This window comes from Brevibacterium sp. R8603A2 (assembly GCF_023072605.1).
Classification (GTDB): Bacteria; Actinomycetota; Actinomycetes; order Actinomycetales; family Brevibacteriaceae; genus Brevibacterium; species Brevibacterium pityocampae.
Genome location: NZ_JALLGN010000018.1, coordinates 1 through 23106, shown reverse-complemented (window position 1 = coordinate 23106; position 23106 = coordinate 1). Strand labels below are relative to the sequence as shown.

General features: G+C 65.5%; 15 protein-coding genes, 1 tRNA gene and 2 pseudogenes. 12 read left to right on the top strand and 6 right to left on the bottom strand.

The genetic code is table 11. From position 1 onward, the window contains the following. The first annotated feature begins 11 nt into the window (after nucleotides 1-11). Complete coding sequence (locus MTQ12_RS14095) at nucleotides 12-425, top strand: monovalent cation/H(+) antiporter subunit G (RefSeq protein WP_247619130.1); 414 nt, start codon at nucleotides 12-14, stop codon at nucleotides 423-425. 63 nt (nucleotides 426-488) lie between these two features. On the opposite strand, the gene MTQ12_RS14090 is transcribed toward MTQ12_RS14095, so the two are convergent. From MTQ12_RS14090 to MTQ12_RS14080, 3 genes are all read right to left on the bottom strand, one after another. After that, nucleotides 489-1127, bottom strand: a complete 639-nt coding sequence (locus MTQ12_RS14090; RefSeq protein ID WP_247619129.1) for a pyridoxal 5'-phosphate synthase — start codon at nucleotides 1125-1127, stop codon at nucleotides 489-491. 91 nt (nucleotides 1128-1218) lie between these two features. After that, nucleotides 1219-1716 (bottom strand): GNAT family N-acetyltransferase, encoded by a 498-nt coding sequence (locus MTQ12_RS14085; RefSeq protein ID WP_247619128.1) that lies wholly within the window; start codon nucleotides 1714-1716, stop codon nucleotides 1219-1221. 31 nt (nucleotides 1717-1747) lie between these two features. Further along, nucleotides 1748-2671 (bottom strand): alpha/beta hydrolase, encoded by a 924-nt coding sequence (locus MTQ12_RS14080; RefSeq protein ID WP_247619127.1) that lies wholly within the window; start codon nucleotides 2669-2671, stop codon nucleotides 1748-1750. Between the two features lie 173 nt (nucleotides 2672-2844). Between MTQ12_RS14080 and MTQ12_RS14075 the strand changes: the two genes are divergently transcribed. Beyond that, nucleotides 2845-2917: transfer RNA gene (locus MTQ12_RS14075), tRNA-Ala, on the top strand. Between the two features lie 604 nt (nucleotides 2918-3521). Here MTQ12_RS14075 and MTQ12_RS14070 read toward each other — a convergent pair. Beyond that, nucleotides 3522-4574 (bottom strand): annotated as a pseudogene (locus tag MTQ12_RS14070) (recombinase family protein); the annotation flags it as partial. 396 nt (nucleotides 4575-4970) lie between these two features. Here MTQ12_RS14070 and MTQ12_RS14065 point away from each other — a divergent pair. The 10 genes and pseudogenes from MTQ12_RS14065 to MTQ12_RS14020 all read left to right on the top strand — a co-directional run bounded on the left by MTQ12_RS14065 (nucleotide 4971) and on the right by MTQ12_RS14020 (nucleotide 20916). After that, on the top strand, nucleotides 4971-5669 hold the full coding sequence (locus MTQ12_RS14065; protein ID WP_247619126.1) for a hypothetical protein: 699 nt from the start codon (nucleotides 4971-4973) through the stop codon (nucleotides 5667-5669). A 148-nt stretch (nucleotides 5670-5817) separates the two neighbouring features. Further along, nucleotides 5818-6114 carry a protein-tyrosine phosphatase family protein gene (locus MTQ12_RS14060; RefSeq protein ID WP_247619125.1) on the top strand — a complete coding sequence of 99 codons (297 nt, stop codon included), beginning with the start codon at nucleotides 5818-5820 and terminating at the stop codon, nucleotides 6112-6114. A gap of 165 nt (nucleotides 6115-6279) precedes the next feature. Then, nucleotides 6280-9759 carry a MobF family relaxase gene (gene mobF / locus MTQ12_RS14055; protein ID WP_247619124.1) on the top strand — a complete coding sequence of 1160 codons (3480 nt, stop codon included), beginning with the start codon at nucleotides 6280-6282 and terminating at the stop codon, nucleotides 9757-9759. A gap of 168 nt (nucleotides 9760-9927) precedes the next feature. Beyond that, nucleotides 9928-10098, top strand: a pseudogene (locus tag MTQ12_RS15295) (helix-turn-helix domain-containing protein); the annotation flags it as partial. An 89-nt stretch (nucleotides 10099-10187) separates the two neighbouring features. Continuing rightward, nucleotides 10188-10832 (top strand): N-6 DNA methylase, encoded by a 645-nt coding sequence (locus tag MTQ12_RS14045; RefSeq protein WP_247619122.1) that lies wholly within the window; start codon nucleotides 10188-10190, stop codon nucleotides 10830-10832. Further along, nucleotides 10829-12505: an Eco57I restriction-modification methylase domain-containing protein gene (locus MTQ12_RS14040; protein WP_247619121.1), complete on the top strand. Its 1677-nt coding sequence runs from the start codon at nucleotides 10829-10831 to the stop codon at nucleotides 12503-12505. The genes MTQ12_RS14045 and MTQ12_RS14040 overlap by 4 nt, the downstream gene beginning before the upstream one ends. Then, nucleotides 12498-15071: a DEAD/DEAH box helicase family protein gene (locus MTQ12_RS14035; protein WP_282599410.1), complete on the top strand. Its 2574-nt coding sequence runs from the start codon at nucleotides 12498-12500 to the stop codon at nucleotides 15069-15071. Before MTQ12_RS14040 ends, MTQ12_RS14035 begins: the two co-directional genes overlap by 8 nt. Beyond that, nucleotides 15064-16080, top strand: coding sequence for a virulence RhuM family protein (locus MTQ12_RS14030; protein WP_247619119.1), 1017 nt, complete (start codon nucleotides 15064-15066; stop codon nucleotides 16078-16080). Before MTQ12_RS14035 ends, MTQ12_RS14030 begins: the two co-directional genes overlap by 8 nt. Continuing rightward, entirely contained in the window at nucleotides 16077-18023 is a 1947-nt protein-coding gene (locus tag MTQ12_RS14025; RefSeq protein WP_247619118.1) for an AAA family ATPase, read from the top strand. Before MTQ12_RS14030 ends, MTQ12_RS14025 begins: the two co-directional genes overlap by 4 nt. Before the next feature lie 52 nt (nucleotides 18024-18075). Then, on the top strand, nucleotides 18076-20916 hold the full coding sequence (locus MTQ12_RS14020) for a TrlF family AAA-like ATPase (protein ID WP_247619117.1): 2841 nt from the start codon (nucleotides 18076-18078) through the stop codon (nucleotides 20914-20916). A 69-nt stretch (nucleotides 20917-20985) separates the two neighbouring features. On the opposite strand, the gene MTQ12_RS14015 is transcribed toward MTQ12_RS14020, so the two are convergent. Next, nucleotides 20986-21798, bottom strand: coding sequence for a hypothetical protein (locus MTQ12_RS14015; RefSeq protein WP_247619116.1), 813 nt, complete (start codon nucleotides 21796-21798; stop codon nucleotides 20986-20988). Beyond that, nucleotides 21686-22864 (bottom strand): recombinase family protein, encoded by a 1179-nt coding sequence (locus MTQ12_RS14010; protein ID WP_247619115.1) that lies wholly within the window; start codon nucleotides 22862-22864, stop codon nucleotides 21686-21688. The genes MTQ12_RS14015 and MTQ12_RS14010 overlap by 113 nt, the downstream gene beginning before the upstream one ends. Nucleotides 22865-23106 lie beyond the last annotated feature (242 nt).

The window sequence follows — 23106 nt, the reverse complement described above, 5'->3', positions numbered from 1 at the left end:
TGATCCCGGACGTGCTCGCCATCACCCTCGTCGGGGTCTTCGGGATCACCGGCAGCCTCATCGTGCTGTTCTGCGCGATCGCGATGTTCCGCGCGAACGATGCGCTGTCGCGGATCAACGTGTTCTCACCGGCGACGGGACTGGCGATGCCGCTCATCCTGCTCGCCGCCTACATCTACACGCTGTGGCACGACGGTTTCAGCCTCACCCGCCTCTTCATGGCGGTCGCCGGCTTCCTCGCGCTCATCGTCGTGTCCTCGGTCGCGTCGAACGTGCTCTCGCGCTCGACCTTCGCCGGGGGTGCTCCGGTGTGGCGTCATACCTCGCCCAACCGCCTGTCCGAGGCGCCCGGGGAGGAGGACGCCGGCCTCACCGAGTACGAGTCGACCCTCGCCGACTTCGACATCGACGACTCCGAGCACTGAGGTCACCGAGGGCCGGCGACTCCGTGCGCTGACGATTCCGAGTGCTCAGCGTCGCCCCGGCACTCAGGGCTGGAGGCGGCGCGTGGTCCAGGCGGCCGTGGGTTCCGGGCGGGAGTACTCGAGCCGCCGGTGGAGGCGGTCGGGGCTGCCGTGCCAGAACTCGATCCGCTCGGGTACGAGGACGAAGGCATGCCAGTGCTCGGGACGGGGGATCGGCGCCGCGGACTCCTCGAGCTCCCGCGCGGCCGTGGAGAGCGCGGACTCCTCGGTGAGCTCGGCGCTCTGGTAGGAGTGCGAGGAGGTGGCGCGGGCGCCTCGGGGGCGGTCCTCCCAGATCGCGTCGGAGACGGCGTCGGGGAGCGCGCGCACCACTCCCTCGACGGTGATCTGCTGGAGCGTCTCGCGCCAGTAGAAGTTGAGCGCTGCGTGCGGGTTCGCCGTGAGGTGGGCGCCCTTGCGGCTGCGCGCGGTGAAGCTCAGCTCCGGCCCGTCGTCGCCGATCCCCTTGAGGAGCACCGTGCGCAGGGCGACCCGCCCATCTGCTGCAGCGGTGGCGAGGGCGGCGGCGTGCGGCTCGCGCACATCGCGGTCCTCTGCGTCGCCGATCCACTGTCGGAGCAGGGCGAGCGGGTCCGCGGGCGGGGAGTCGAACTCCGGCAGATGCAGCGTCGCATCGCCGCTGAGCGTGCGCGGTTCCTTCATGCTCGCAGTGTAGACGACCGACTGCCGGCGGTCAGCGGGTGCCGGTGGCGCAGCGTGCGGTGTTCACGCGGGGTCTGCCGGATGTTCGTGCTCAGCGCACCAGGCGGACCTCGGCAAGGTCCTCGAGGTCGTCCTCCACCCGGTGCGCGCCGTCCCGGGCGAACCCGTTGCGGGCGTAGAAGCGCCGGGCGCGGGGATTCTCCTCAGCGACCCACAGGGAAGCCGGCGCATCGCCGATCGCCGAGTCGAGCAGCGCCTGGCCTGCTCCGGTGCCGTGGTGAGCGGCGAGGACGTAGAGCGTGAACAGCTCCAGCGGGCGCACCGGCGGGGTGTCCCGGGACGGCCCGTGGATCGCGAAACCCACCGGGCGCCCGTCGACCCGGGCGACGCGGATCCGCTCTGCGGCATCAGGGTGGGAGAGCGAGGAGCGCCACATGTCCTCCCGCTTCCGCAGGGCCTCATCGCCGAAGAACCGGGCGGGCAGGAGAGAGCTGTAGGTCTCCCGCCAGGCCTGCACGTGGATCCGGGCGAGGTCCGCCCAGTCGGAGGGACGCGGCTGTGCCACGGTGAACGGGGTCGGATCCTCCATGGAGGCACCCTATCCGGGTGCGGAGCCGCGGTCAGCGACCGGGGTGCCGGTCGGCGAAGTCCTCGAGGAGCCGGGCCGTGGGTTCGGGCCGTTCGTAGTGGACGAGGTGCCCGACGCCGTCGAACACATGCGAGCGGGCATCGGGCAGCGCGTCGACGAAGGCGCGGGTGGGAGCGGGCGGTGCGATCGAATCGGCGCCCCCGGAGATCACGAGCACGGGCATGGTGAGGGCTGGGGCCGCCTCGGCGGCGGTGTGGGACACGGACATGTCGAACGCCTGGGCGAGGGAATCCCGGTCGCTGTACGTCGAGAAGTACCGGCGGTGCTGATCGTGGATGTAGCGGCGCAGACCGGGGTCCCGGGTGGTCGCCATGACCTCGCTCATCCCGCGCACGATGAGCGGGTGCCCGAGCACGGCATCGCCGGCCCGCTCCGGCAGCCGGGCGGAGAGCGCGTAGTAGACGCGGGCGAGGTGCGAGGCGAGGCGCGACGGCCCCTCGAGCGCGGGCGAGGTGATCGGGTTGATGAGTGCGAGCGCGTCGAGCGGATGGTTCTGCCGAGCGAGGCGGTCGGCGAGGTGGGCGACGAGGATCGAGCCGAAGGAGTGACCGACGACGAGCGGCCGGGTGCCGAACCGCTGTTCGACTACGCCGAGGAGCCCGTCGAGGAAGCCGACGTAGGAGCCGAGGGTGAGTCCGCCGGGCAGGGGAGCGGTCGCCCCGAAGCCGGGGAGGTCGGGGACGACGACCGGGCGGCGGCGGACGTGGTGGGCGATGATGTCCATGCCGTGGTGATCGCCGCGGAAGCCGTGGACGAGGAGCAGCGGGCGGGCCGGTGCGCCGGTCGGATCCGCCGGCGCGGCGGTGCGTGCCGGGTGCTCCCAGACCGCGGTCGGGTGGACCCCGCCGGGTACCGGCACGTCGAGGTCCGCGCGGGAGGAATCGATCCAGCTCATGGGGGCCAGCCTAGCGAGCGCGAGCAGCTGCTCGGTGGGTGCCGGGTCGTGTCCACCTGGCCGCGTGGCGGTCCTCGCCGGGGTCCCTGCGGCGACGGCCGCGCCGATTTTGCAAACGGTCCGGGACTGAGTACTATGGTTCGAGTCGCCCGGAGTTCCGGGAGACACCTTTCGGGGGTATGGCGCAGTTGGTAGCGCGTCTCCATGGCATGGAGAAGGTCAGGGGTTCGAATCCCCTTACCTCCACCCAAAGTGTCTTACGGGAACACGCGACATCGAAAAATGTGGTGTGTTCCCGTAAGGGTTCCTCTCCCTCGTCGCTGGGGGTCTTGCTCTCGCGGATGATGGTGGCGAACGGCTCGGCCAGGCGCGGACGTAGTTGCTCGTCATCGGTGATGTCGAGGCGGGTGTAGAACGCCTGGTTCGCCAGCCGCCGGTCGGCATCACCTGAACGAGCGTAGGCACGGTGCGCGTCGGTGAGCAGCCGCAGCGAGTCGTGCAGGAACGCGCGTCCGCCGGTGTGGTGCTCATCGTGCTCGGCAAGGCGCTGGTTCACGTCGGACAGGCCCGCCCGGATGCGGTCTTGATGCCGCTTCAAGGTCGGCAGGTCAATCGCGTCGGCGAAGTGCGCGGCCAGCAGCTTGTCGCTCTCCGACTCCAACTTGGCCCGGTTCGCCATGAGGTCGGCGATCTCCTGGTCGCGGCCCGCCATGCGCTTGTCGAACGCCGCGTCCACCCGCTTGGCGAGGTCGCGGTAGGTGTCGTCGCTGATCGTGATGGAGGCGTAGGAGTCCGCGACGAGACGTTCCGCGACCGCGACCGGAACCGCCCGCCTCGTGCAGCTCGTCTTCTTGGCGGCGCGGCCGGAGCAGACGAAGTAGGCGTAGGTGGTGCCGCGCGGGTTGGTGGCGAAGTCGAGGAGCATCCGCGACCCGCAGGTGCCGCAGTACAACAGGCCTTTGAGGTGATGGGCGTGCTGCACATGCCGGGTCTGCTTCGCGGTCCGCGCTTTCAGTAGCGACTGCACCTGATCGAACAGCGCCGCTTCCACGATGGGCTCGTGCGCACCGGGATACAGGGCGCCCTTGTACCGGATCAGCCCGGCGTAGTACGGGTTCGTCAGCAGCTTGTAGAGCGTGTTCTTCCCCAGCGGCTTGCTCGGGCGCTTCGGCGTCGGCACCGTGACCAAGCCGCGTGCGGTGAGGTCGCGCAGCAGCCCGGTCACCGAGGTCTCACCCTCGGCATAATGCTCGAACGCCCACCGGATCAGCGGCGCACGCTCGGGGTCGACCTCAACGGTTCTGATTTCGCGGCCGTTCTCATCCGTCTTGCGGACGTTGAGGTAGCCGATGGGGGCGCGCATCGGGGTGCCGCCCTGGGCGATCTTCTGCGATAGGCCCTTGGACACTTCGGTGGCGAGGTTGCGGCTGTAGAACTCCGCGATGGACGACATGATGCCGTGCACGAGCATCCCCGAGGGCGTCTGGTCGATCGACTCCGTAGCCGACACCAATGTCACGCCCGCAGACAGCAGTGCTTGGTGGATGGTCACGTCGTCGGCGCGGTTGCGGGCGAGCCGGTCGAGCTTGTGCACGATGCAGAACTGCACCCGAGACGCAGCGATGAACGCCAGCATCTCTTTCAGGCCGTCACGATCCGCCGAGCGTGCCGACTCGCCTGCGTCCACGAACTCGTGCACGATCCGCGCCCCGAGTTCGTCGGCCTTGCGCTGGTTGGCCTCACGCTGGGCGGGGATCGAGAACCCCTCGTCAGTGCCGCCACGCTCGGCCTGCTCGCGCGTGGAGACACGTAGATAGGACACGGCCAGCAGCACCGGCTTGTCGCCTGTCCAGCCGTCGGTGACGCCTGCCGGGGCGAGGGCGGGAGCGGTGATGGTGCTCATGCGGTGCTCCTTCGTTGGTGCGGTTGCTCTGCTTCTACTCTGCCTCGTTCGTCTGACACCGGCCCGAGTCCATCAGGTGCCGGGAGGTCGTAGGGGTCGGGTTCCCCGGCGCGGTGCGCGTCGTAGCGGGCCTGGGTGATGTTCAGCACCCACTCCACCAATTTGCGCATGTCTGGTTCCTCCCGTCGCTCCGCCCGCAGTCGCAACTGAGGCTGATCGTTGCCCTTGCCTGTTCCGAGCGCACCCCTGCTCTGCGCCGCGCGTCGCGGCGACTCATCACTCGTGCGTCGGGGCCGGTCGCTCATCTCTATCTCACGTCGTGGCAGATACGTGAGTTATAGAGTAGCACACACATGGCGTAGCGGCCATTGCATGAGGTCATGTAGGATTGGGAGCATGATCGAGGACTTGGAAAGTGTGCCGCTGCTGGTCGCGGCGGACTTGCCTGCGGGCTGGCAGATGCCCGACGCCTCGCCCATCGACCCCGAACGCGACAGCCCCGCGATCGACGCGGCACTCAGGTATGAGCAGTGGGTCGATCCCGCGCCGGGGCTGGATCGCAGGCTGAACTCCAGCCACAACAACACCGACTCCGGGCGCTGGTTCCTCATCCAGCACACCGAGTCGTCCACTCGTGTGCTGCTGCGCCTGCAACGCCAATACCTGCTGGACGAGGAACCCAAGGGCGAGGTGCGGATCACCGGGATCGTCTACCTGCCCGAGTGGGCAGGCGATCCCGTGGCGAGCCCGATGCTCCGCAACCTGCCCACGTCGCGGATCGAGGCGGCGATCAACCGCCGCCAGTTCGCCGTCACCGGAGCCAGCCACTTCACCGGCGGCACCATGACCATGCCCTCTGGCCGCACCCTCCACGCGGGCGACGTGATGAAGCCGCTGGGCAACCCGAAGCGCACCCCCGACTTCTACGAGGTCGTCGCCCTCCAACACACCCGCCTCGTAGACGACGGCGAACCCAACCCGACCGCGCGCATGGCCGAGCTCAGCCGCGTGCCCCTCTCGACCGCCCAAGGCTGGGTCGCCCGCGCCCGCCGCAAAGGACTGCTCCCACCCGGACGCCGAGGCCGCGCCGGATAAGGCCCGCATGACGAGCTGGGCGGTTGACGACGCGGGCGTGGTGCGCCTGCCGGACGGTCGTCTGATCCGTGGCACAGGTGCGCGTCGGCCTCGCGGTCAGGCCCCGGCCCCTGAGTTCGCCGTCTACCTCCTGGGCCGCGACCCTCGCGTGGCCGACTGGCCCTACCGCTGGGTCAGGTGGCCCGACTTCCGCCTGCCTGCCTTCACCGAGGACGCCGTAGACGCGCTCAGGGAAGCTCACACGCGGGCCGCGTCCGAGCGAGTCGAGATTGCCTGCGGCGGCGGGGTCGGCAGAACCGGAACCGCCCTCGCGGTGCTCGCCGTGATGAGCGGCGTTCCAGCCGACACCGCCGTGGAGTGGGTGCGAACGAACTACCACCCCCGAGCCGTCGAGACACGCCGCCAACGCGCCTGGATCGCCACCGTCGCATCCTCCCTCTCCTGACACCAAGCCCCCGCCCCTCGCCGCACTCGCGAGCGCACCCGCTCGCCACACCCCCCAGCGCTCCCAACCGCTCGCCACACCCCCCCGGTTCTCGCCCTTATCTCAGTGAATGAACGTATCCTAAGTGCCGTAGTTGCTGATACGCTAGTTGTATCGGATGGACGGTTGGAGGCGGTCGAGATGCGTGGCGGCGTGATCCCGTTCCGGGGCACCGGGGCCGATGCGCTGCGCTATGTCGAGGCCGACCGCTCCCGCGCTGACGACTACTACCTGGGCGCGGAAGCGACCGTCGCGCAGTTCACGGCGCTCGACGGCTCGGGTGCGGTGACCGCTGAGCTTGCCCTTGACCCGGTGGCGTATGCGGGGTGGGTGGACTGGACGAACCCGCTCACGGGCGAGTCGATGGGCAGGCCGCGCCGGGCGGGGTCGGATCGGCAGGGCTCGCCGCGGTTCATGGAGATGGTCATCAACACACCCAAGTCGCTGTCGATCGCGGCAGCCTTGCACCCGGAGGTCTCCGACGCTCTCAATGCCGCCCAGCAGGACGCCCTGGCGGAGATTCGGCGGTGGCTCGCCGGGCACTCGGTGACTCGTGTGGGGTCGTTGGGTGCGCAGGAGGTCGTGCCCATCGAGCAGATGCAGGTCGTCGGAATCACGCACAGGACGAGCCGGGCGGGTGACCCGCACCGGCATATTCATATGCAGATCGGCACCCGCGTGTTCGCGGCCGGGAAGTGGCGGGGCCTGTTCACCGCCGCCCTGTTCCGGCAGCAAGGCGCAATCCGCGCCCTCGGCACGGCCGTGATCGCCGCCAGCCCCGAGCTGGCCGCCGTGCTCGACCGGCACGGCCTGACCCTCGACCCCGCAACCGGCGAGGTCACGGAGTTGCAGCCCTACAACGCCGTGATGAGCAAGCGGGGCGGGCAGGTGCGCCGCAACCTCGAACGCCTCGAAGCCGCCTGGGATGCCGCGCACCCCGGCGAGAGCATGGGGCCAGTCGTCGCCACCAGACTGCGAGCCGAGGCGTGGGCGCATGAACGGCCCGCGAAGAAGCCGACCACACTGGCCGAGGAAGCCGGATGGGTGACGGAGCTGCGCGAGGCCGGATACGACCCCGCCACCCTGCGACGCGCGGCGCAGCGCGCATCGGTGACGCTGGACGACCTGAGCGTGCAGGAGGTTGCCTCTCGCGCACTGGATCGTTGCGCGGCGGGGGCGTCGGCGTGGACGGCGCACACGGTGGCCGAGCACGCAACCCGGATCATGACCGAGTACGGCGTGCGCGCCGCTCCCGGCGAGGTACGCGACTTCATCATGGTGGCATCGCGGTTGGCGTTGGAGGACTGCTTCACGATCCTCCCGCCCGACGCACCACGGCCTGAGCATGTGGCGCATCTGACGAGCGTGCGGGTCATGCAGACCGAGACGGAGCTACGCGATCTGATCGCAGAGCAGGTGCCCGCCGATGAGTCGGCGGTGCCGGACGTGCGCCAGTTGGCGCAGGCCGCCGGCCTCGACACGGGCCAGGCGGAGGCCGCCGCAGCGGTCGCCTCGACCGATCCGCTCGTGATCGTGGAAGGCGCGGCAGGGTCGGGCAAGACGACCATGCTCGCCACCGCGATCACCGCCGCAGAGCAGAAGGGCCGACCGACACGAGTGGTGGCGCCGACGAAGAAGGCGGCCGCCGTCGCACACCAGGCCCTCGGCGTCTCGGCTGATTCGGTGGCCGCGCTCGTCCACGCTCACGGCTACAGGTGGAACTCTGACGGGGTATGGACGCGCCTCGCGCTCGGCGACCTTGACCCTGAGACGGGCCGTACCTATACCGGCCCGCCCGAGACGGCACGACTCCAGGTTGGGGAGCGGATCGTGGTGGACGAGGCCGGGATGCTCGACCAAGACAGCGCCCTCGCCCTGTTCACCGTCGCCACAGAGACGGGCGCGACGCTCGCGCTCGTGGGTGACCGGGCGCAACTGCCCGCCGTCGGACGCGGCGGGGTGCTGGACATGGCCGCGCAGATTCGGGGCCGCACCATCGACATGGCCGAGGTACACAGGTTCACCGACCCCGCCTACGCCGACCTCACCGTGCGGTTGCGTGACCGCGACGACCCCGGCGCGATCTTCGACCAACTCCACACGCTCGGCTTGATCCGCCTGCACGCCGACACCCAGCAGTTGCACGAGCGCATCGCCCAGCATCGCAACGACGGGGAGGCGGTGACGGTTGCCACCAACGATGAGGCGACCCGGCTGAACGCGCGTATCCGCGATGAGCGCGTGCGCGCCGGGGCCGTGGACGATCAGGCGACCGTGACAGGCAGCGACGGTCTCCCCATCGGGTGCGGTGACCTGATCCAGACCCGTAAGAACGACACCGGCCTGGGGGTGGCGAACCGGCAACTGTGGGTCGTGCAGCACGTCGCCAACGACGGGGCGCTGTGGGCGGTCGAAGCGGGCAGAGACAGGAAGCGCGAGCACACCGTGCGGCTGCCCGCCGCCTATGTCACCGAGCACGCGCACCTGGCTTACGCCTCCACCGCCTACGGCGTGCAAGGCATCACCGCACCGGCATCGCACACGATCCTCTCCGACGCCATGAGCGGCGCAGCGGTCTACGTCGGCATGACCAGAGGCACCGACGAGAACCAGTTGCATATCGTTGCCGAGAACACCGCTGATGCCCGGCGGCAGTTCATCGACGCTGCGGAGCGCGACCGCGCCGACCGAGGACTCACCGACGCCACCCAGCAAGCGGCGGACGCGGTGCGGGGTCTGGTCGACGACGGCCCCGTGAAGATCGTGAACACCGAGGTAGCCGCGCTCACCCAGCAGGCCGAGCACGCCGAACAGCGGGCGGCCCTCTGGCAGCAGGCAGCCGACGCACTGACCGAGCTTCATGCGCGGCAGCGCGACGCACGCGACCAAGCAGCGCAGATCGCAGACAGCGCAGCCCGCCAGCTCGAGCGGGTGCGCGCGGAGGTCGCCGTCCCGCTCACCGAGCAGGCATCGGCGGCGCTGGGCGAATGGCAGGACGCGGACACCGCACAGCAGACCGCACGCGATCGTCTGCGTACGGTCGGCAGGTTCGGCAAGCGCCGCGCCACCACCGAGCACAACACCGCCCAGGCCCTCGCCCACGACGCCGCGCAGCGGTTGACGAGAGACTGGGGCGAGCCGCCCCACTGGAACGAGAACAGCGCATCATGGGTCGAGCGCGTCACCCGGCCCCGGATCGACACCGACCCCGGCGTGATCGAAGCGACCGAGCAGCAGGAACCCGCAGCAAGAGCGGTGCGCAAGACGCTGGAACCCGACCCGTGGCCACGCCTACGCATCTACGCCCGCATCTTCGGGGCCGAGGCGGTGGCAAAGCACCGTGCTGTCTACCTCGACGCCCGCCCCCACGCCAACGCCGAGAACCAGTCCCGCAGCGCCAAGCGCGCCCGCGCCGAAATAGAAGCACTACGCGCACTCACCCCCGCCGAGGCGGTCGAGCGGATCGAGCAGACCCGCGCCACGGAGCAGGCGCAGCGCGAGGCCGCCGAACGTGCTCTGAACGAGCGCCAACGACAGCTCGATCCCTCCCGCTCGCACGCGCACGACAGCGGCCCTCTGCACCGCGGGCCCCCATTAGATTGGTGACCGGGCAGCTTGCCGCGAGGCGCGTGCCAACTGCGTAGGGGACTCAGCAGTGCGGGCACGGAGGATCCGGCGAAGGTGCTGTCCGGCTTCGCCAGCATACAACGGCTCTCCTCAGAGTAAGATGGCTGTAACCCGGTCATATCCGGTTTATTCCGCCCGGAGGTCTGTGTGCCTGAACCTTGGCTGTCTGCTGACGACATCGCCACCCATCTCGGCGTGACCAAAGACACCGTGTACGCCTGGATCGCTGAGAAGGGCATGCCTGCCCACAAGATCGGTCGTCTCTGGAAGTTCCAGGTCAGCGAGATCGATGACTGGGTACGGCTAGGCGGTGCTTCAGGCGGTGACCACGAGCCTCCTACTGCACCCCAGACCGATGTCGGTGGTCACCCATACGCTCACGACAACGAAGACCGGGAGGGCCGAGGATGACGCTGAGTGACGCCCAGCGCTTGGTGAAGTCCAAGCAGCGTGTCGCTGACCACGGTGAAGTGTTCACGCCCGGCTGGATGGTCGAAGGCATGCTGGACCTCGTCAAACATGAGTCCGAACGGATCGACTCTCGCGTCCTCGAACCCGCCTGCGGCTCCGGGAACTTCCTCGTCCCCGTCCTGGCCCGCAAGCTCGTCACGGTCCAGCTCCGCCACGGCAGGAGCGAGTTCGAGAAGCGCCACTACGCCCTGTTTGCACTCATGTGCACCTACGGCATCGAACTCCTCGAAGACAACGCCGAAGAGTGTCGTGACAACCTGGCCGAAGTCTTCAACACCTTCTTGGGCATCGACGAGCACGACGAGTGGGCCCACGCGGCCCGCGCAGTCCTCGCGGTGAACATCGTGCAAGGCGATGCGTTGACCATGACCGTTCCCAGCGGGAAGCCGATCACCTTCCCCGAGTGGGGATACCTGGGCAAGGGCAAGTACCAGCGACGTGACTTCCGCTACGACGACCTCACCCAGCGTGCCTCCTACGAAGGAACGCTGTTCGGCGAACTCGATGACGACGACCTCTTCGTGCCAGCCCATACCTACCCGGCGATGACCGCACGCCAGATCGCCGAGGCCGCCGCGTGACTCTTGCACCATTCACCCTCCGAGGACACAACCCAGATGTCCTGACCTGCATCGCGAACCTCTCCAACGACGAGGTCTTCACCCCGCCGGAGTTCGCGAACCAGATGCTCGACACGCTCGCGGCCGCTTGGGCAGACGCCAACGACGGCGCGGACATCTGGGCCGACCCGAACGTCACGTTCCTCGACCCGTTCACCAAGTCCGGCGTCTTCCTCCGCGAGATTGTCCGCCGGCTCACGGACGGCCTGATCCTTGAGATTCCTGACTTGGCGGACCGCGTCGATCACATCCTCACCCGGCAGGTCTTCGGCATAGGGATAACGCAGCTCACCGCGCTGCTGGCACGCCGGAGCGTGTACTGCTCGAAGTTCGCCAACGGCCCTTACTCCATTGCCAAGTCCTTCACCACCGAAGATGGCAACATCTGGTTCGAGCGCACCGAACACACTTGGGGCGGCGGTAAACGCGAATTCCGGACCGACCCGCTCACCAGCCAAGAGATCACTGTCTACACCAATCGCAAGTGTGTCGACTGCGGTGCCAGCGAAGACAGTTATGCACGCGGCGACGACCTGGAGACCCACGCCTACGCCTTCATCCACACCGACGACATCAAAGCTCGCATTGCGGAGCTGTTCGGAGACAACATGCAGTTCGACGTCATCATCGGTAACCCGCCTTACCAGTTGGGAGATGGAGGTGGCGGTGGAGGCGCGTCCGCCACACCCATCTACAACCTATTCGTCGAGAAGGCGCTCGCGCTCGACCCTCGTTACGCCGTAATGATTACGCCGTCTCGCTGGTTCTCGGGAGGCAAAGGCCTATATGAGTTCCGCGACCGGATGCTCGCTGATCACAGATTTGCGAGTTTGATCGACTACCCGCAGCTGTACGACGTCTTTCCCGGTGTGAAGATTCGGGGCGGCGTGTCCTACTGGCTATGGAGCCGCGACTACGAGGGTCCCTGCGAAGTCACCACGAAGATCGGAGACGAGGTCGTCGGCGAACCCGCCTTTCGGATGCTTGACGCCTACGACGTGCTTGTGCGTCGCAACGAAGGCGTGCGGATTCTGGACAAGGTGATGGCACACAGGGTCGACGGTAAGCCGGAACCTCTGTTGGGCGAGGTGGTGTCCGCGAGGAAGCCGTTCGGGCTGACGAACCAGAGAGGCAAGGCGACTCCGGCTGGACTAAGCGATCCCGTCCTGGTCTATGGGAACCAGACACAGTCGTACATGGAGCGATCCGCGATCACAAGCAACGTCGGATGGATAGACAAGTGGAAGGTTCTACTGGTTAAGGCGCACGGAACGAGCGGACGCGACGACGTTACGATTCTGGGTGAGCCGGTCGTGGCAGGCCCGGGAACTGCTTGCACTGAGACCTACCTGGTGATCAGCGTCCTGGACTCTGAGGCAGAAGCACGGAATCTCGCCGGTTACATGCGGACGCGATTCGTCCGCTTTCTCGTCTCGTTGCGCAAGATCACTCAAAACATCACTCGCGACTCGTACCTGTTTGTCCCCAGGCTTCCCTTGGATCGAGCCTGGACCGACAGCGCTCTCTACGAGCGGTATGGGATCGACGATGAGCAGGTTTCGTTCATAGAGTCGTTGATTGCGGAGCGTCCCAGTAACGAAGTTTCCAGCTCCGGCGAGGACAGTGATGAGTAGGGACATTGACGCTCTCCTCCCTGAGAAACCCAAGGCGCGGCTGCGCATCTATGCCTGGTCCCCGAATGATCCGCCGGCTGGGTATGCGGGGTTGCTCAAGGTTGGGCAGACGACGAAGCCGGATGTGAACGCGCGCATCCGTGAGTCGCAGGGGCAGATGCAGCAGGCGTACACGCTGCATGTCGATGAGCTTGCTGAGCGTGACGATGGGTCGGTGTTCCGTGATTCCGATGTGCGGCAGCGGCTGATCGACAAGGGTTTCGAGAACCCGATCTTCGGCTCTGCCCGTGAGTGGATGCGGTGCTCGCCAGATGACGTGCGCACAGCGATCACCGAGTTGCGGACGGGCGTGAAGCTCAGTGGGACCCATCACGAGACGTTCCCGATGCGTCCGGAGCAGGTCGCCGCCGTGACGAAGGCCGAGGGATACTTCGAGTCGATCTGGGCGGAGGACGCCCACGCTGTGCCGCGATTCCTGTGGAACGCGAAGATGCGGTTCGGGAAGACTTTCGCGTCCTACCAGCTTGCGAAACGGCTCGGCGCCAAGCGTGTGCTCGTGGTGACGTTCAAGCCCGCGGTCGAGGACGCTTGGCAGACTGATCTGGAGTCTCACGCCGACTTCGACGGCTGGCAGTACCTCTCCTCGGCCACGGGAGGCAATCCCGACCAGGCCGACAAGGCGCGGCCGCTGGTGTACTTCGGCTCGTTCCAGGACCTGCTCGGCCGCGACCGGAAGACCGGGCTCATCAAGGCGAAGAACGAGTGGGTCCACACGACCAACTGGGACCTGGTGATCTTCGACGAGTATCACTTCGGCGCCTGGCGCGAGTCCGCCAAGGAACTGTTCGAGGGCGAGGACGAGAAGGTCAAGGCCAAGGAGATCGCCACCGAGTACAACGATGGCCTCGTGGCCTTCGACGAGGAGCTCGACGAGCTCGGCAACGACGAGGACGACTTCCTGCCGATCACTACGCGCGCGTACCTGTACCTGTCGGGCACCCCGTTCAAGGCACTCGCGACCGGGGAGTTCATCGAGGAGCAAATCTTCAACTGGACCTACACCGACGAGCAGCGCGCTAAGGCCGCCTACGCCGCAGCGCACCCGGACGCCTGGAACCCCTACGGTGCGCTGCCGGAGATGCGCCTGTTCACCTATCAGATGCCCGACGAGCTCATCGCCGTCGCCAACGCTGGCGAGTTCGACGAGTTCGACCTCAACGCGTTCTTCGAGGCCACCGGCCGGGGCAATGACGCGGAGTTCGTCCACAAGACGGACGTGCAGAAATGGCTGGACATCCTTCGCGGCGCTCACCTGCCAACCCAGGTCGACGCGATGCGGATGGGCACCCGTCCGCCGTTCCCGTACTCCGACGTGCGGCTCCTGCCGTACCTCCAGCACTCGTTCTGGTTCCTGCCCAACGTCGCAGCCTGCGACGCGATGGCCAACTTGCTGGCCGAGAAGCACAACGTGTTCTGGCACGACTACAAGGTTCTCGTCGTCGCCGGCCCGAGCGCCGGGATCGGGCTGGATGCGCTCCCGCCGGTGAGGACGGCCATCGGCGACGGTCACGACACCAAGACGATCACGCTGTCGTGCGGCAAGCTCACCACCGGAGTGACCGTCAAGCAGTGGTCCTCGATCTTGATGCTGCGCAACCTGAACTCGCCGGAGACGTACTTCCAGGCCGCGTTCCGTGTCCAGTCTCCGTGGTCGATCAAGAATCCCGACGGCAACGACCCGAACGCCGAGGCTGTCCTCAAGCCGGTCTGCTTCGTCTTCGACTTCGCACCCACCCGGGCGCTACGCCAGATCGCCGACTACGGCGCGGGACTCTCGCCGGAGACCCCGAACCCGGAGCAGGCTGTCGAGGAGCTGGTGAAGTTCTTGCCGGTCCTGGCGTACGACGGGTCGAACATGACCCAGGTCGATGCCGGCGGCATCCTCGACATCGCGATGTCGGGCACCTCGGCGACGCTCCTGGCGCGTAAGTGGGAGTCCGCGATCCTCGTCAACGTCGACAACGACACGCTTCGCAAGATCATGAGTGATCCAGCAGCGCTCGATGCGGTGATGAACATCGAGGGCTTCCGCGCGCTCGGCAACGACATCTTCGAGACCGTCGTAAACAAGAGCGAGGCCGTGAAGAAGGCCAAGAAGGAGAAGGGCGAGGACGCTGCCCCAGCCGAGAAGAAGGAACTGACCGACGAGGAGAAGGAGTACAAGTCCAAGCGGAAGCAGATTCAGGACAAGCTGGTCAAGTTCGCCACCCGCATCCCGGCGTTCATGTACCTGACCGACTTCCGCGAGAACACGCTCCAAGACGTCATTACCAAGCTCGAACCTGGACTGTTCCGCACCGTCACGGGCCTGACCGTCGAGGACTTCCACCTCCTGGTGAAGCTCGGCGTCTTCAACGCCACCCACATGAACCAGGCGGTGTTCGCGTTCCGCCGCTACGAAGACTCATCCCTGTCCTACACCGGCATCGAGTCCCATAAGGGGCTGCGCCGCTACGGCCTCTACGACACGGTGGTCGCTTGGGAAGGGGCGGATACCGATGTCTGATGCATCTTCGAGCGAGATTCTTCTCTATCAGCGCGACGATGGGCGGACGGCGATTGAGGTACGTCTCGACGGTGAGACCGTATGGGTGACGCAGGCGCAGCTTGTGGAGTTATTTCAGTCCTCAAAAGCCAACATCAGCGAGCACATCAGCAACATCTTCGATGAAGGCGAGGTCGACCCATCGGCAACTGTTCGGGAATTCCGAACAGTTCGACAGGAGGGCTCGCGTCAGGTCACTCGCACCCTGACCTACTACAACCTCGACGTGATTCTCTCGGTCGGCTACCGGGTCAGAAGCAAGGTCGCTACACAGTTCCGCATCTGGGCAACGGAGCGTCTTCGCGAGTACCTCGTCAAGGGCTTCACGATGGACGACGCCAAGCTCAAGAGCCTCGGCGGCGGCAATTACTGGCGCGAACTGCTGGACCGCATCCGTGACATTCGGTCCAGCGAGAAGGTCCTCTACCGGCAGATTCTCGATCTCTACGCCACCAGCGTCGACTACGACCCCCGTGCCGAGGAGACCATCGAGTTCTTCAAGATCGTGCAGAACAAGCTCCACTTCGCCGCCCACGGCCGAACCGCAGCGGAGGTCATCGCTTCTCGTGCCGACGCCACCCAGCCAAACATGGGACTCACTTCGTTCGCTGGCCAGCGACCAATCAAGGCCGAGGTCACTATTGCCAAGAACTACCTCAGCGAGAACGAACTCAAGAAACTGAACACGCTCGTGTCGGCCTACTTCGACGCAGCCGAGTTCCGGGCACAGAACCACGAGCCCACCTACATGCGCGACTGGCTCGCCCACCTCGACCGGCTCATCACCGCGATGGAAGCACCCACCTTGCAAGGTGCCGGCTCCGTTAGCCACAAGCAAGCGGTCGCCAAGGCCGAGGGCGAGTACGAGAAGTACCGCGCCCAACTCGACGCCGCACCATCTGATGTCGAGGCCGCCTACCTTGAGTCCGTGAAACGTACCCAACGTGAGATCGAGGGCAAGCAGCCATGAGACTTACCAAGGCAGAGTTCTGGGGCTTCGGTCGTCTTGCGCAGGCGCAGATCAACCTCGACCACAAGGTCGTGGCCATCGTCGGACCGAACGAAGCGGGCAAGACCACCCTGCTACGCGCGCTGGCCTACGTCGACAATGGGGAGTCCCTCACAGTCGCTCAACGTTCCCGTGGGCTCGGCAGAGACATCTCCGACAGCGATGTCGTAGTACGCGTGCAGTACCTACTGAACAAGGAAGACCAGGAAGCGGTGGCGGAGTTCGATCTGTACAAGAAGCCGACCGAATTCTGGCTGTCGAGGACCGCAGGATCGGGGGACGCTGGTCGCGAGGTTCTCCCTGCGCCACACAAGAACCTCGCCGCTCTTACCTTGACCCTGGACGCGCTGAAAGCATCGCTCACTGACACGGGTCTCGAAGCACTCAAGCCTCCCGAACTTGACGAGGACGAGGAAGCAGAAGAGCCGGATGAGCGACACACGTCGTTTGCCGCGCGCCTGAAGGAGGCAGTGGACGCCGTCGTCACGACCGAGGATTCCACGGTCGAGCAGGTCGCGACCGCACTCGACCCAGCGACTTGGATCGCCGAGTTTGACGAGCATGGCCTTAGCGGCGAAATTCGTGCCGCTCTTGAGCAGGTGCAAGCGTGGATCGAGAAACCCGACCCGACGGAAGAGGTCGCCAAGGTGCTCTACGACCGATCACCGGACATCTTGCTCTTTTCCGATGAGGACCGCGTCCTTGCCTCCAGCTACGAGATGACCGAGGAGAGCGTCAACAACCCGCCTGCCGCCCTGCGCAACATCTCCACAATGGCCGAGCTGCCCCTGGGCGAGTTGTGGAAAACGATCAACAACGGCGACGAGGGCGCACGCGAGACCCTCATCGAGCAGGCCAACCAGACGCTCCAGACCAAGTTCAATCAGGTCTGGAACCAGTCGAACATCTCGGCGCACCTGAAGATCAACGGTGCAAGCCTGGAAATCCGCATCAAGCAGGACGGGCGCACGATCACGCAGTTCCACGAGCGCAGCGCGGGCGTGCAGATGTTTGTTGCCCTGGTTGCATTTCTGACGGTGAAGGGGCAGACGGTGCCGCCGATCCTCCTGATTGACGAAGCCGAGACGCATCTTCACATCGATGCCCAGGCCGACCTGGTCAACGAGTTCATGACCCAGACCCGTGCCGCGAAGGTTATCTACACCACTCATTCGCCTGCCTGCCTGCCACCCGACCTCGGCACTAACATCCGCGCCGTTATACCGGACCCGGCGAACGGCCAGCGCAGCCTGATCGAAGGAAGTTTCTGGCGCAACAGTGTGGGCTTCTCGCCCCTCATGCTGGCGATGGGAGCCAGCGCTGCCGCGTTCTCTGCGGCCCGCAAAGTAGTGCTTGCCGAGGGTGCTACCGAGATGCTGATGCTGCCGTCGCTAATCAAGAAGGCGGTGGAGGTCGACGACCTCGATTACCAGGTGACCGGCGGGCTGTCTGAAGCACCGGTCGAGATGTATCCCGAACTCGACCTGGAGGGTGCCCGGGTTGCTTTCCTCGTCGACGGCGACGGGGGAGGCCGGGAGCTTCGCGACAAGCTGGTCGCTGCCGGTGTGCCAGAAGACAGGATCGCCACGCTCGGGACCTTGACCCTCGAACACCTCCTCGATCCTGACTCCTACAAGCAGGTCGTTATCACCTTCATCGCTGAGTCTGGTGTGGAAGGTCTCACCGTTGTTGACGTACCAGACCTGCCGACTGACGGCACCGCTCTCTGGCCGAAGGTTGTTGCGGACTGGGCCAAGGACAAGGGCTACTCGTTGCCAGGCAAGCGTGTTATCGCGAGTCGCCTCGTCGAGGAAGGACTGGCTATCCCGAGCCCCGCGGGAACTGAAGTCCTCAAGGCGGTGCACGCCGCATTGACAAGAGTGCTTGACGGAGCCGAGGCATGACGGTCTTGCGATTCGAGTGCATCCCCGTTGTCGTGTCGTGCTGGAGGAGATCATGAAGGACGAACTCATGCGAGCGGTCGCGCTGCAGGACAGAGGAGGTCACTTCTACCGGGCCGACTTTCAGGTCCACACGCCGAGAGATACTCAATGGGATGGGGCAAGGCCGGCGTTCGCTGACAGGGAGACGTGGGCAAGCTCGTTCGTAGCCGCTGCGCGCGAAAAGGGCCTCGAAGCGGTCGCGATCTCGGACCACCACGACTTCACCTTCTTCCCCTACATCAAGCGCGCCGCAGCGGCAGAAGTATTCCCGGACGGTACGAAGGTTCCGGAGGCGCGGCAACTCGTCGTCTTCCCGGCGCTGGAGCTGACCTTCAGTGTGCCGTGCCAGGCGATCATGATCTTGGACGCGGACTTCCCCGAGGATCGACTGAATGACGTGCTGAAGGCGCTGCACTTCGATCCGGTGGACTCGAACCTCGATGCGCTCCCACAGACCACCGTCCTTCAGGACTCGGGGGATATCAACGAGATCCACGCGAAGCTGGACAAGAACGATTGGCTTCGCGGTCGATACATTATCCTTCCGAACGTCACTCCGTCAGGGCATAAGACCTTACTCCGCACTTCGTTCCAGGCGAAGTACCGGGACATGGTGGCGGTCGGCGGCTACCTCGATGGATCGATCGCAAGTCTCGACAAGGCGAAGCACGTCGGAGAGAAGCGCATCCTGGAAGGTGGCGATGCAACTTGGGGGTCGAAGCGGCTGGCGCTGTTCCAGACGTCCGACGCCCGCAAGGGCGACTTTTCGACGCTCGGAGAGCACACCACCTGGGTCAAGTGGGCGACACCTACTGCTGAGGCCCTCCGTCAAGCATGTCTCGCGCAGGAGTCTCGACTCGCCCAAACCGAGCCCTCGTTGCCCAACGTGTGGATCTCCAGAATCGTGGTGTCTAACAGCAAGTTTATGGGGCGGGTTGACGTCGCGCTCAACCCGCAATACTCAGCACTGATCGGGGGGCGTGGCACCGGGAAGTCCACGATCCTTGACTACCTGCGATGGGCACTGTGCGACCAACCGGCGAAGTCGACAGAGGACGACGAGGTTGCTGATCCACGTGTGCGGCAGCGGCGGCTGATTGATGCGACACTCAAGCCGCAGGAAGCGCACGTTGAGGTTCATTGCGTGATCAACGGCATCACGCACGTGGTGCGCAGGTACGCCGTCGATGGGACAGTCCAGCTCAAGGTGGCCGACGGGGAGTTCGAGAAGGTCCGCGAGACTGTGATTCAGAGTCTCCTGCCCATCCAGGCGTATAGCCAGAAGCAGCTCAGCAGCGTCGCGATACGCGTTGATGAGCTGCTCCGATTCGTGACTGCCCCTATCCAGCGTGACCTGGAGGAGATCGACCGGAAGCAGCAGGAGATTGCTGGGCGGCTGCGAGAGAACTACGGGACTCTCCAACGACACCGGGACCTGACAACCGAGGTCGAAAGATCCGAACTGCGCGTCCGCTCGCTCGCAGAGCAGGCACAGGCGCTCCGTGATGGGTTGTCCGGACTTTCCGAGGAGGACCGCAAGGTACTCGATGGAAAGGCCGCTCACGACCGAGTTCGTGAAGCCCAATCGGCCTGGGAGCAATACCTCGGAGCAACACGGGCCGAACTGGCTGAGGCGGTCGCGGGGATCGACGAGTCGCTGGAGGACTTCGCCAAGCCAGATGGTGTCCCGTCCGACCTCAACACCGAGGTGGACGCATTCCTCGGTAGCTCGGAGACGGCGCTCTCCGCGTTGCGCTCCTCGATTGCTGAAGCGGTCGAGAACTTCGGACGCACTCTTGCTGAGGGCGGTACGGTCGCATCATCACTCAATGCGTTGGTCTCGAAACTTGAGGCATACGACAAGACCTACGCTGCAGTGAAGACACGATCGTCCGCGCACGAAGCAAAGCTAGAAGAGCTGGCCCGGCTGGAAGCGCAGCAGAAGTCCGCAGGAGAACTCGCGCAGAAGCAGCGCAAGGAGCGCGATGGGCTCGGGAAGCCTGACGGCCGGCACAGCGAGCTTCGGAAGGACCTCACCGGAGCGCGAAAGGAGAGGACCGCAGCGCTGGGAGCGCAGTGCGCTGGCCTATCGGCGTCGTCCGAAGGCATGATTCGCGCGACGCTCTCAGCGAGCAGGGGCTTCGATGCCGCGCAGGCGAAGTTCAAGGCACTCATCACCGGCTCCAACGTGCGGAGTAACAGGATTGAAGGCTTCTTCGAGGAACTGGCGAAGGAGACCGATCCGGCGGCGACCTGGGAGCTGGTCCTGAATGAACTTGAGTCGTTGATGTTGCTTGAGACGGACGCGGACGTGAAGTCAGAGCAAACGCCGACCCTTTCGCGCCTGGGTCTTCCGGTTGCCGACCAGAAGAAGCTGGCACCCAAACTCACCCCGGACGGCTGGCTCGACCTGTCCCTGACTGGCCTCGACGACTTCCCCGAGTTTGAATACAAGGCGAAAGAGGACGAGTACATCCCATTCGACTCGGCCTCCGCAGGACAGCAAGCCTCGGCCCTCCTAGCGACGTTGCTTTCCCAGGGTGGGACGCCCTTGATCATCGATCAGCCGGAGGATGACCTCGATAGCGACACGGTGCAGGAGATCGTGACGAAGATCTGGACATCGAAGAGCGGCAGGCAACTGATCTTCTCAAGCCACAATGCGAACCTCGTCGTCAACGGCGACGCTGATCTGGTTCTGGTCTGTGCATATCTGAATGCCGGTGATCAATCCGCAGGTCACATCAAGGAGCAGGGCGCGATCGATGTCGCTGCGGTGCGAGATCAGATCACTTCTGTGATGGAGGGTGGCGAAAAGGCCTTCCGCCTCCGCAAGGAGAAGTACGGCTTCTGATCTTTTAGTCGAGCCGCCTCTTGCGAAGCAAGGTCGTGACGATGCGTGCGGGACAGGTGTTGAGGTTGATCAGGCGAGTCGCGTCTTCGCCCACACCGTGCCCCGGTGAACTCCGAACTGGCGCGCCAGCGTGTTCACGCCGACGCCGTGCGCGCGGGCTGTTCGCATAGCGTCCACTTCCTCGTCCGTGAGGCGTGTTCGAGATCGTTTCTTTGGTTCTGACGACGCACCGATCAGCGGGTCATCGGCCCCGCCCTCGGGGTCGGCGTCCCCGCAAGGTCCTTGATTCCATGCGGAAACAAGCCTCTCAACCCGAGGTCGCCTGTTCCCGCAACGCTCCATTGCTTCCACCAGATTGGATGTATTAGAACACCTGACATCGGTTGATGTGGGTGCGAGGGCGGCGAACGGCTCGTTGAGCTGGATCGCCGCTTTTTCGTCTTCGGTGATGAGGATGCGCTGGTAGAAGGCCTGATTGGCGAGCCGTTTGCCCAAGTCGTCGGTGCGCTCATACATGGTGGCGCAGTCGGCGAGGAGTCGTAGGGCGGTGGCGAGGTGTTGGCGGGGTCCTTCGTGGTCGTGCCGCTCGGCTTCCAGCCGTTTGGTGACGTCAGCCAGTGCGATGCGGATTCGGTCTTGGTGGCGTTTCAGGGTGGGGAGGTCGATGGCGTCGGCGAAGTGGGCTTCGAGGAGCTTGTCTGCTTCGGCTTCCAGCCGCTGCTTGGTGGTGGCGAGGTCGTCGATGGCCTGGGACCGCTCAGCCAGACGCTCATCGAACGCCGCTTCGACCCGCTGTGCGAGCTGCGCGTAGCTGCGCGTAGGTGTGCTCGGTGATGGCGATCTGTTGGTAGCAGTCGGCGACGAGTTGCTCAGCAACGCCAACGGGCACGGCCTTCCTGGTACAGGAGGTGCGTTTCGTGGCTCGTCCGGTGCAGATGTAGTAGGCGTAGCGGATGCCTTGTTTGTTGCGGGCGTAGTCGAGCTGCAACCGCGACATGCAGGTGCCGCAGTACAGGGTGCCCTTGAGGTAGTGATCGTGCTTGCGGCGGCGTTCCCCAGCGGTGGCGCGGGTGTCCAGGAGGATCTGGACCCGCTGCCAGGTCTGCGGGTCGACGATGGGTTCGTGGGCGCCGGGGTGGAGGGCGCCTTGGTAGCGGACCTGCCCGATGTAGTACGGGTTGCGCAAGATTTTGAAGAACGTGGAACGCCCCACCGGCCCGGACGGGCGTTTCGGGGTGGGGGCCGTGGTGAGGCCGCGGGCGGTGGCTTCGGCGAGGAGGTCGGGGACGGTGTGCTCGCCTTTGGCGTAGGTGTCGAAGACCCAGCGGATGAGGGGCGCACGGTCGGGGTCGATCTCAACGGTGCGGTACTCCCTGCCCTGGTCATCGGTGCGCCGGATGTTGAGGTAGCCGATGGGTGCCCGGGATGGGGTGCCGCCTGCGGCGACTTTCTGGGTCATGCCTTTGGTGACTTCGGCGGCGAGGTTGCGGGAGTAGAACTCCGCGATGGAGGACATGATGCCGTGGAGCAGCATCCCGGAGGGGGTGTCGTCGATGTTCTCGGTGGCGGAGACGAGTTGGACGCCGGCGTCGATGAGGTGGCGGTGGATGTCGACGTCATCGAGCCGGTTCCGTGCCAGCCGGTCGACCTTGTGCACGATGCAGTAGGTGACCTGATGGGTCGCGATGTAATCCAGTAGCTGCTGCAACCCCGGCCGTTTCGCCGACCTGGCTGACTCGCCGGCGTCGACGAACTCCGCGACCACCTGGGCGCCGAGGGTTTCGGCTTTGCGGCGGTTCGCCTCACGCTGGGCCGGGATGGAGAATCCTTCGTCGCGGCCGCCGGTGGTGGCTTGTTCCTTGGTGGAGACCCGTTGATAGGTCACCGCCGTCACCCGCCCCTCACCCGGGACGGTGGTCAGGGTCTTCGTGTCGGCGGTCGTCGTCATGGTTGGTGGTCCTCGTCGTCGAGTCGGCTACAGGTGCGGTCTGGTCGTGGAGGCGGTCGGCGAGGTGCTGAATCGCCCCGGGGATAATGGAGGCAGGGAGATTGGACGAAGGAGATTCTCTCATGCCAGTGAAGTACACCGACGAGCTCAGGGCTCGTGCAGTAGAGCTCGTCATTCACGCTCAGGCCGATCCCGCGACTGCCAACGGCTCGATTACTCGGGTCGCGAAAGAGCTCGGGTTG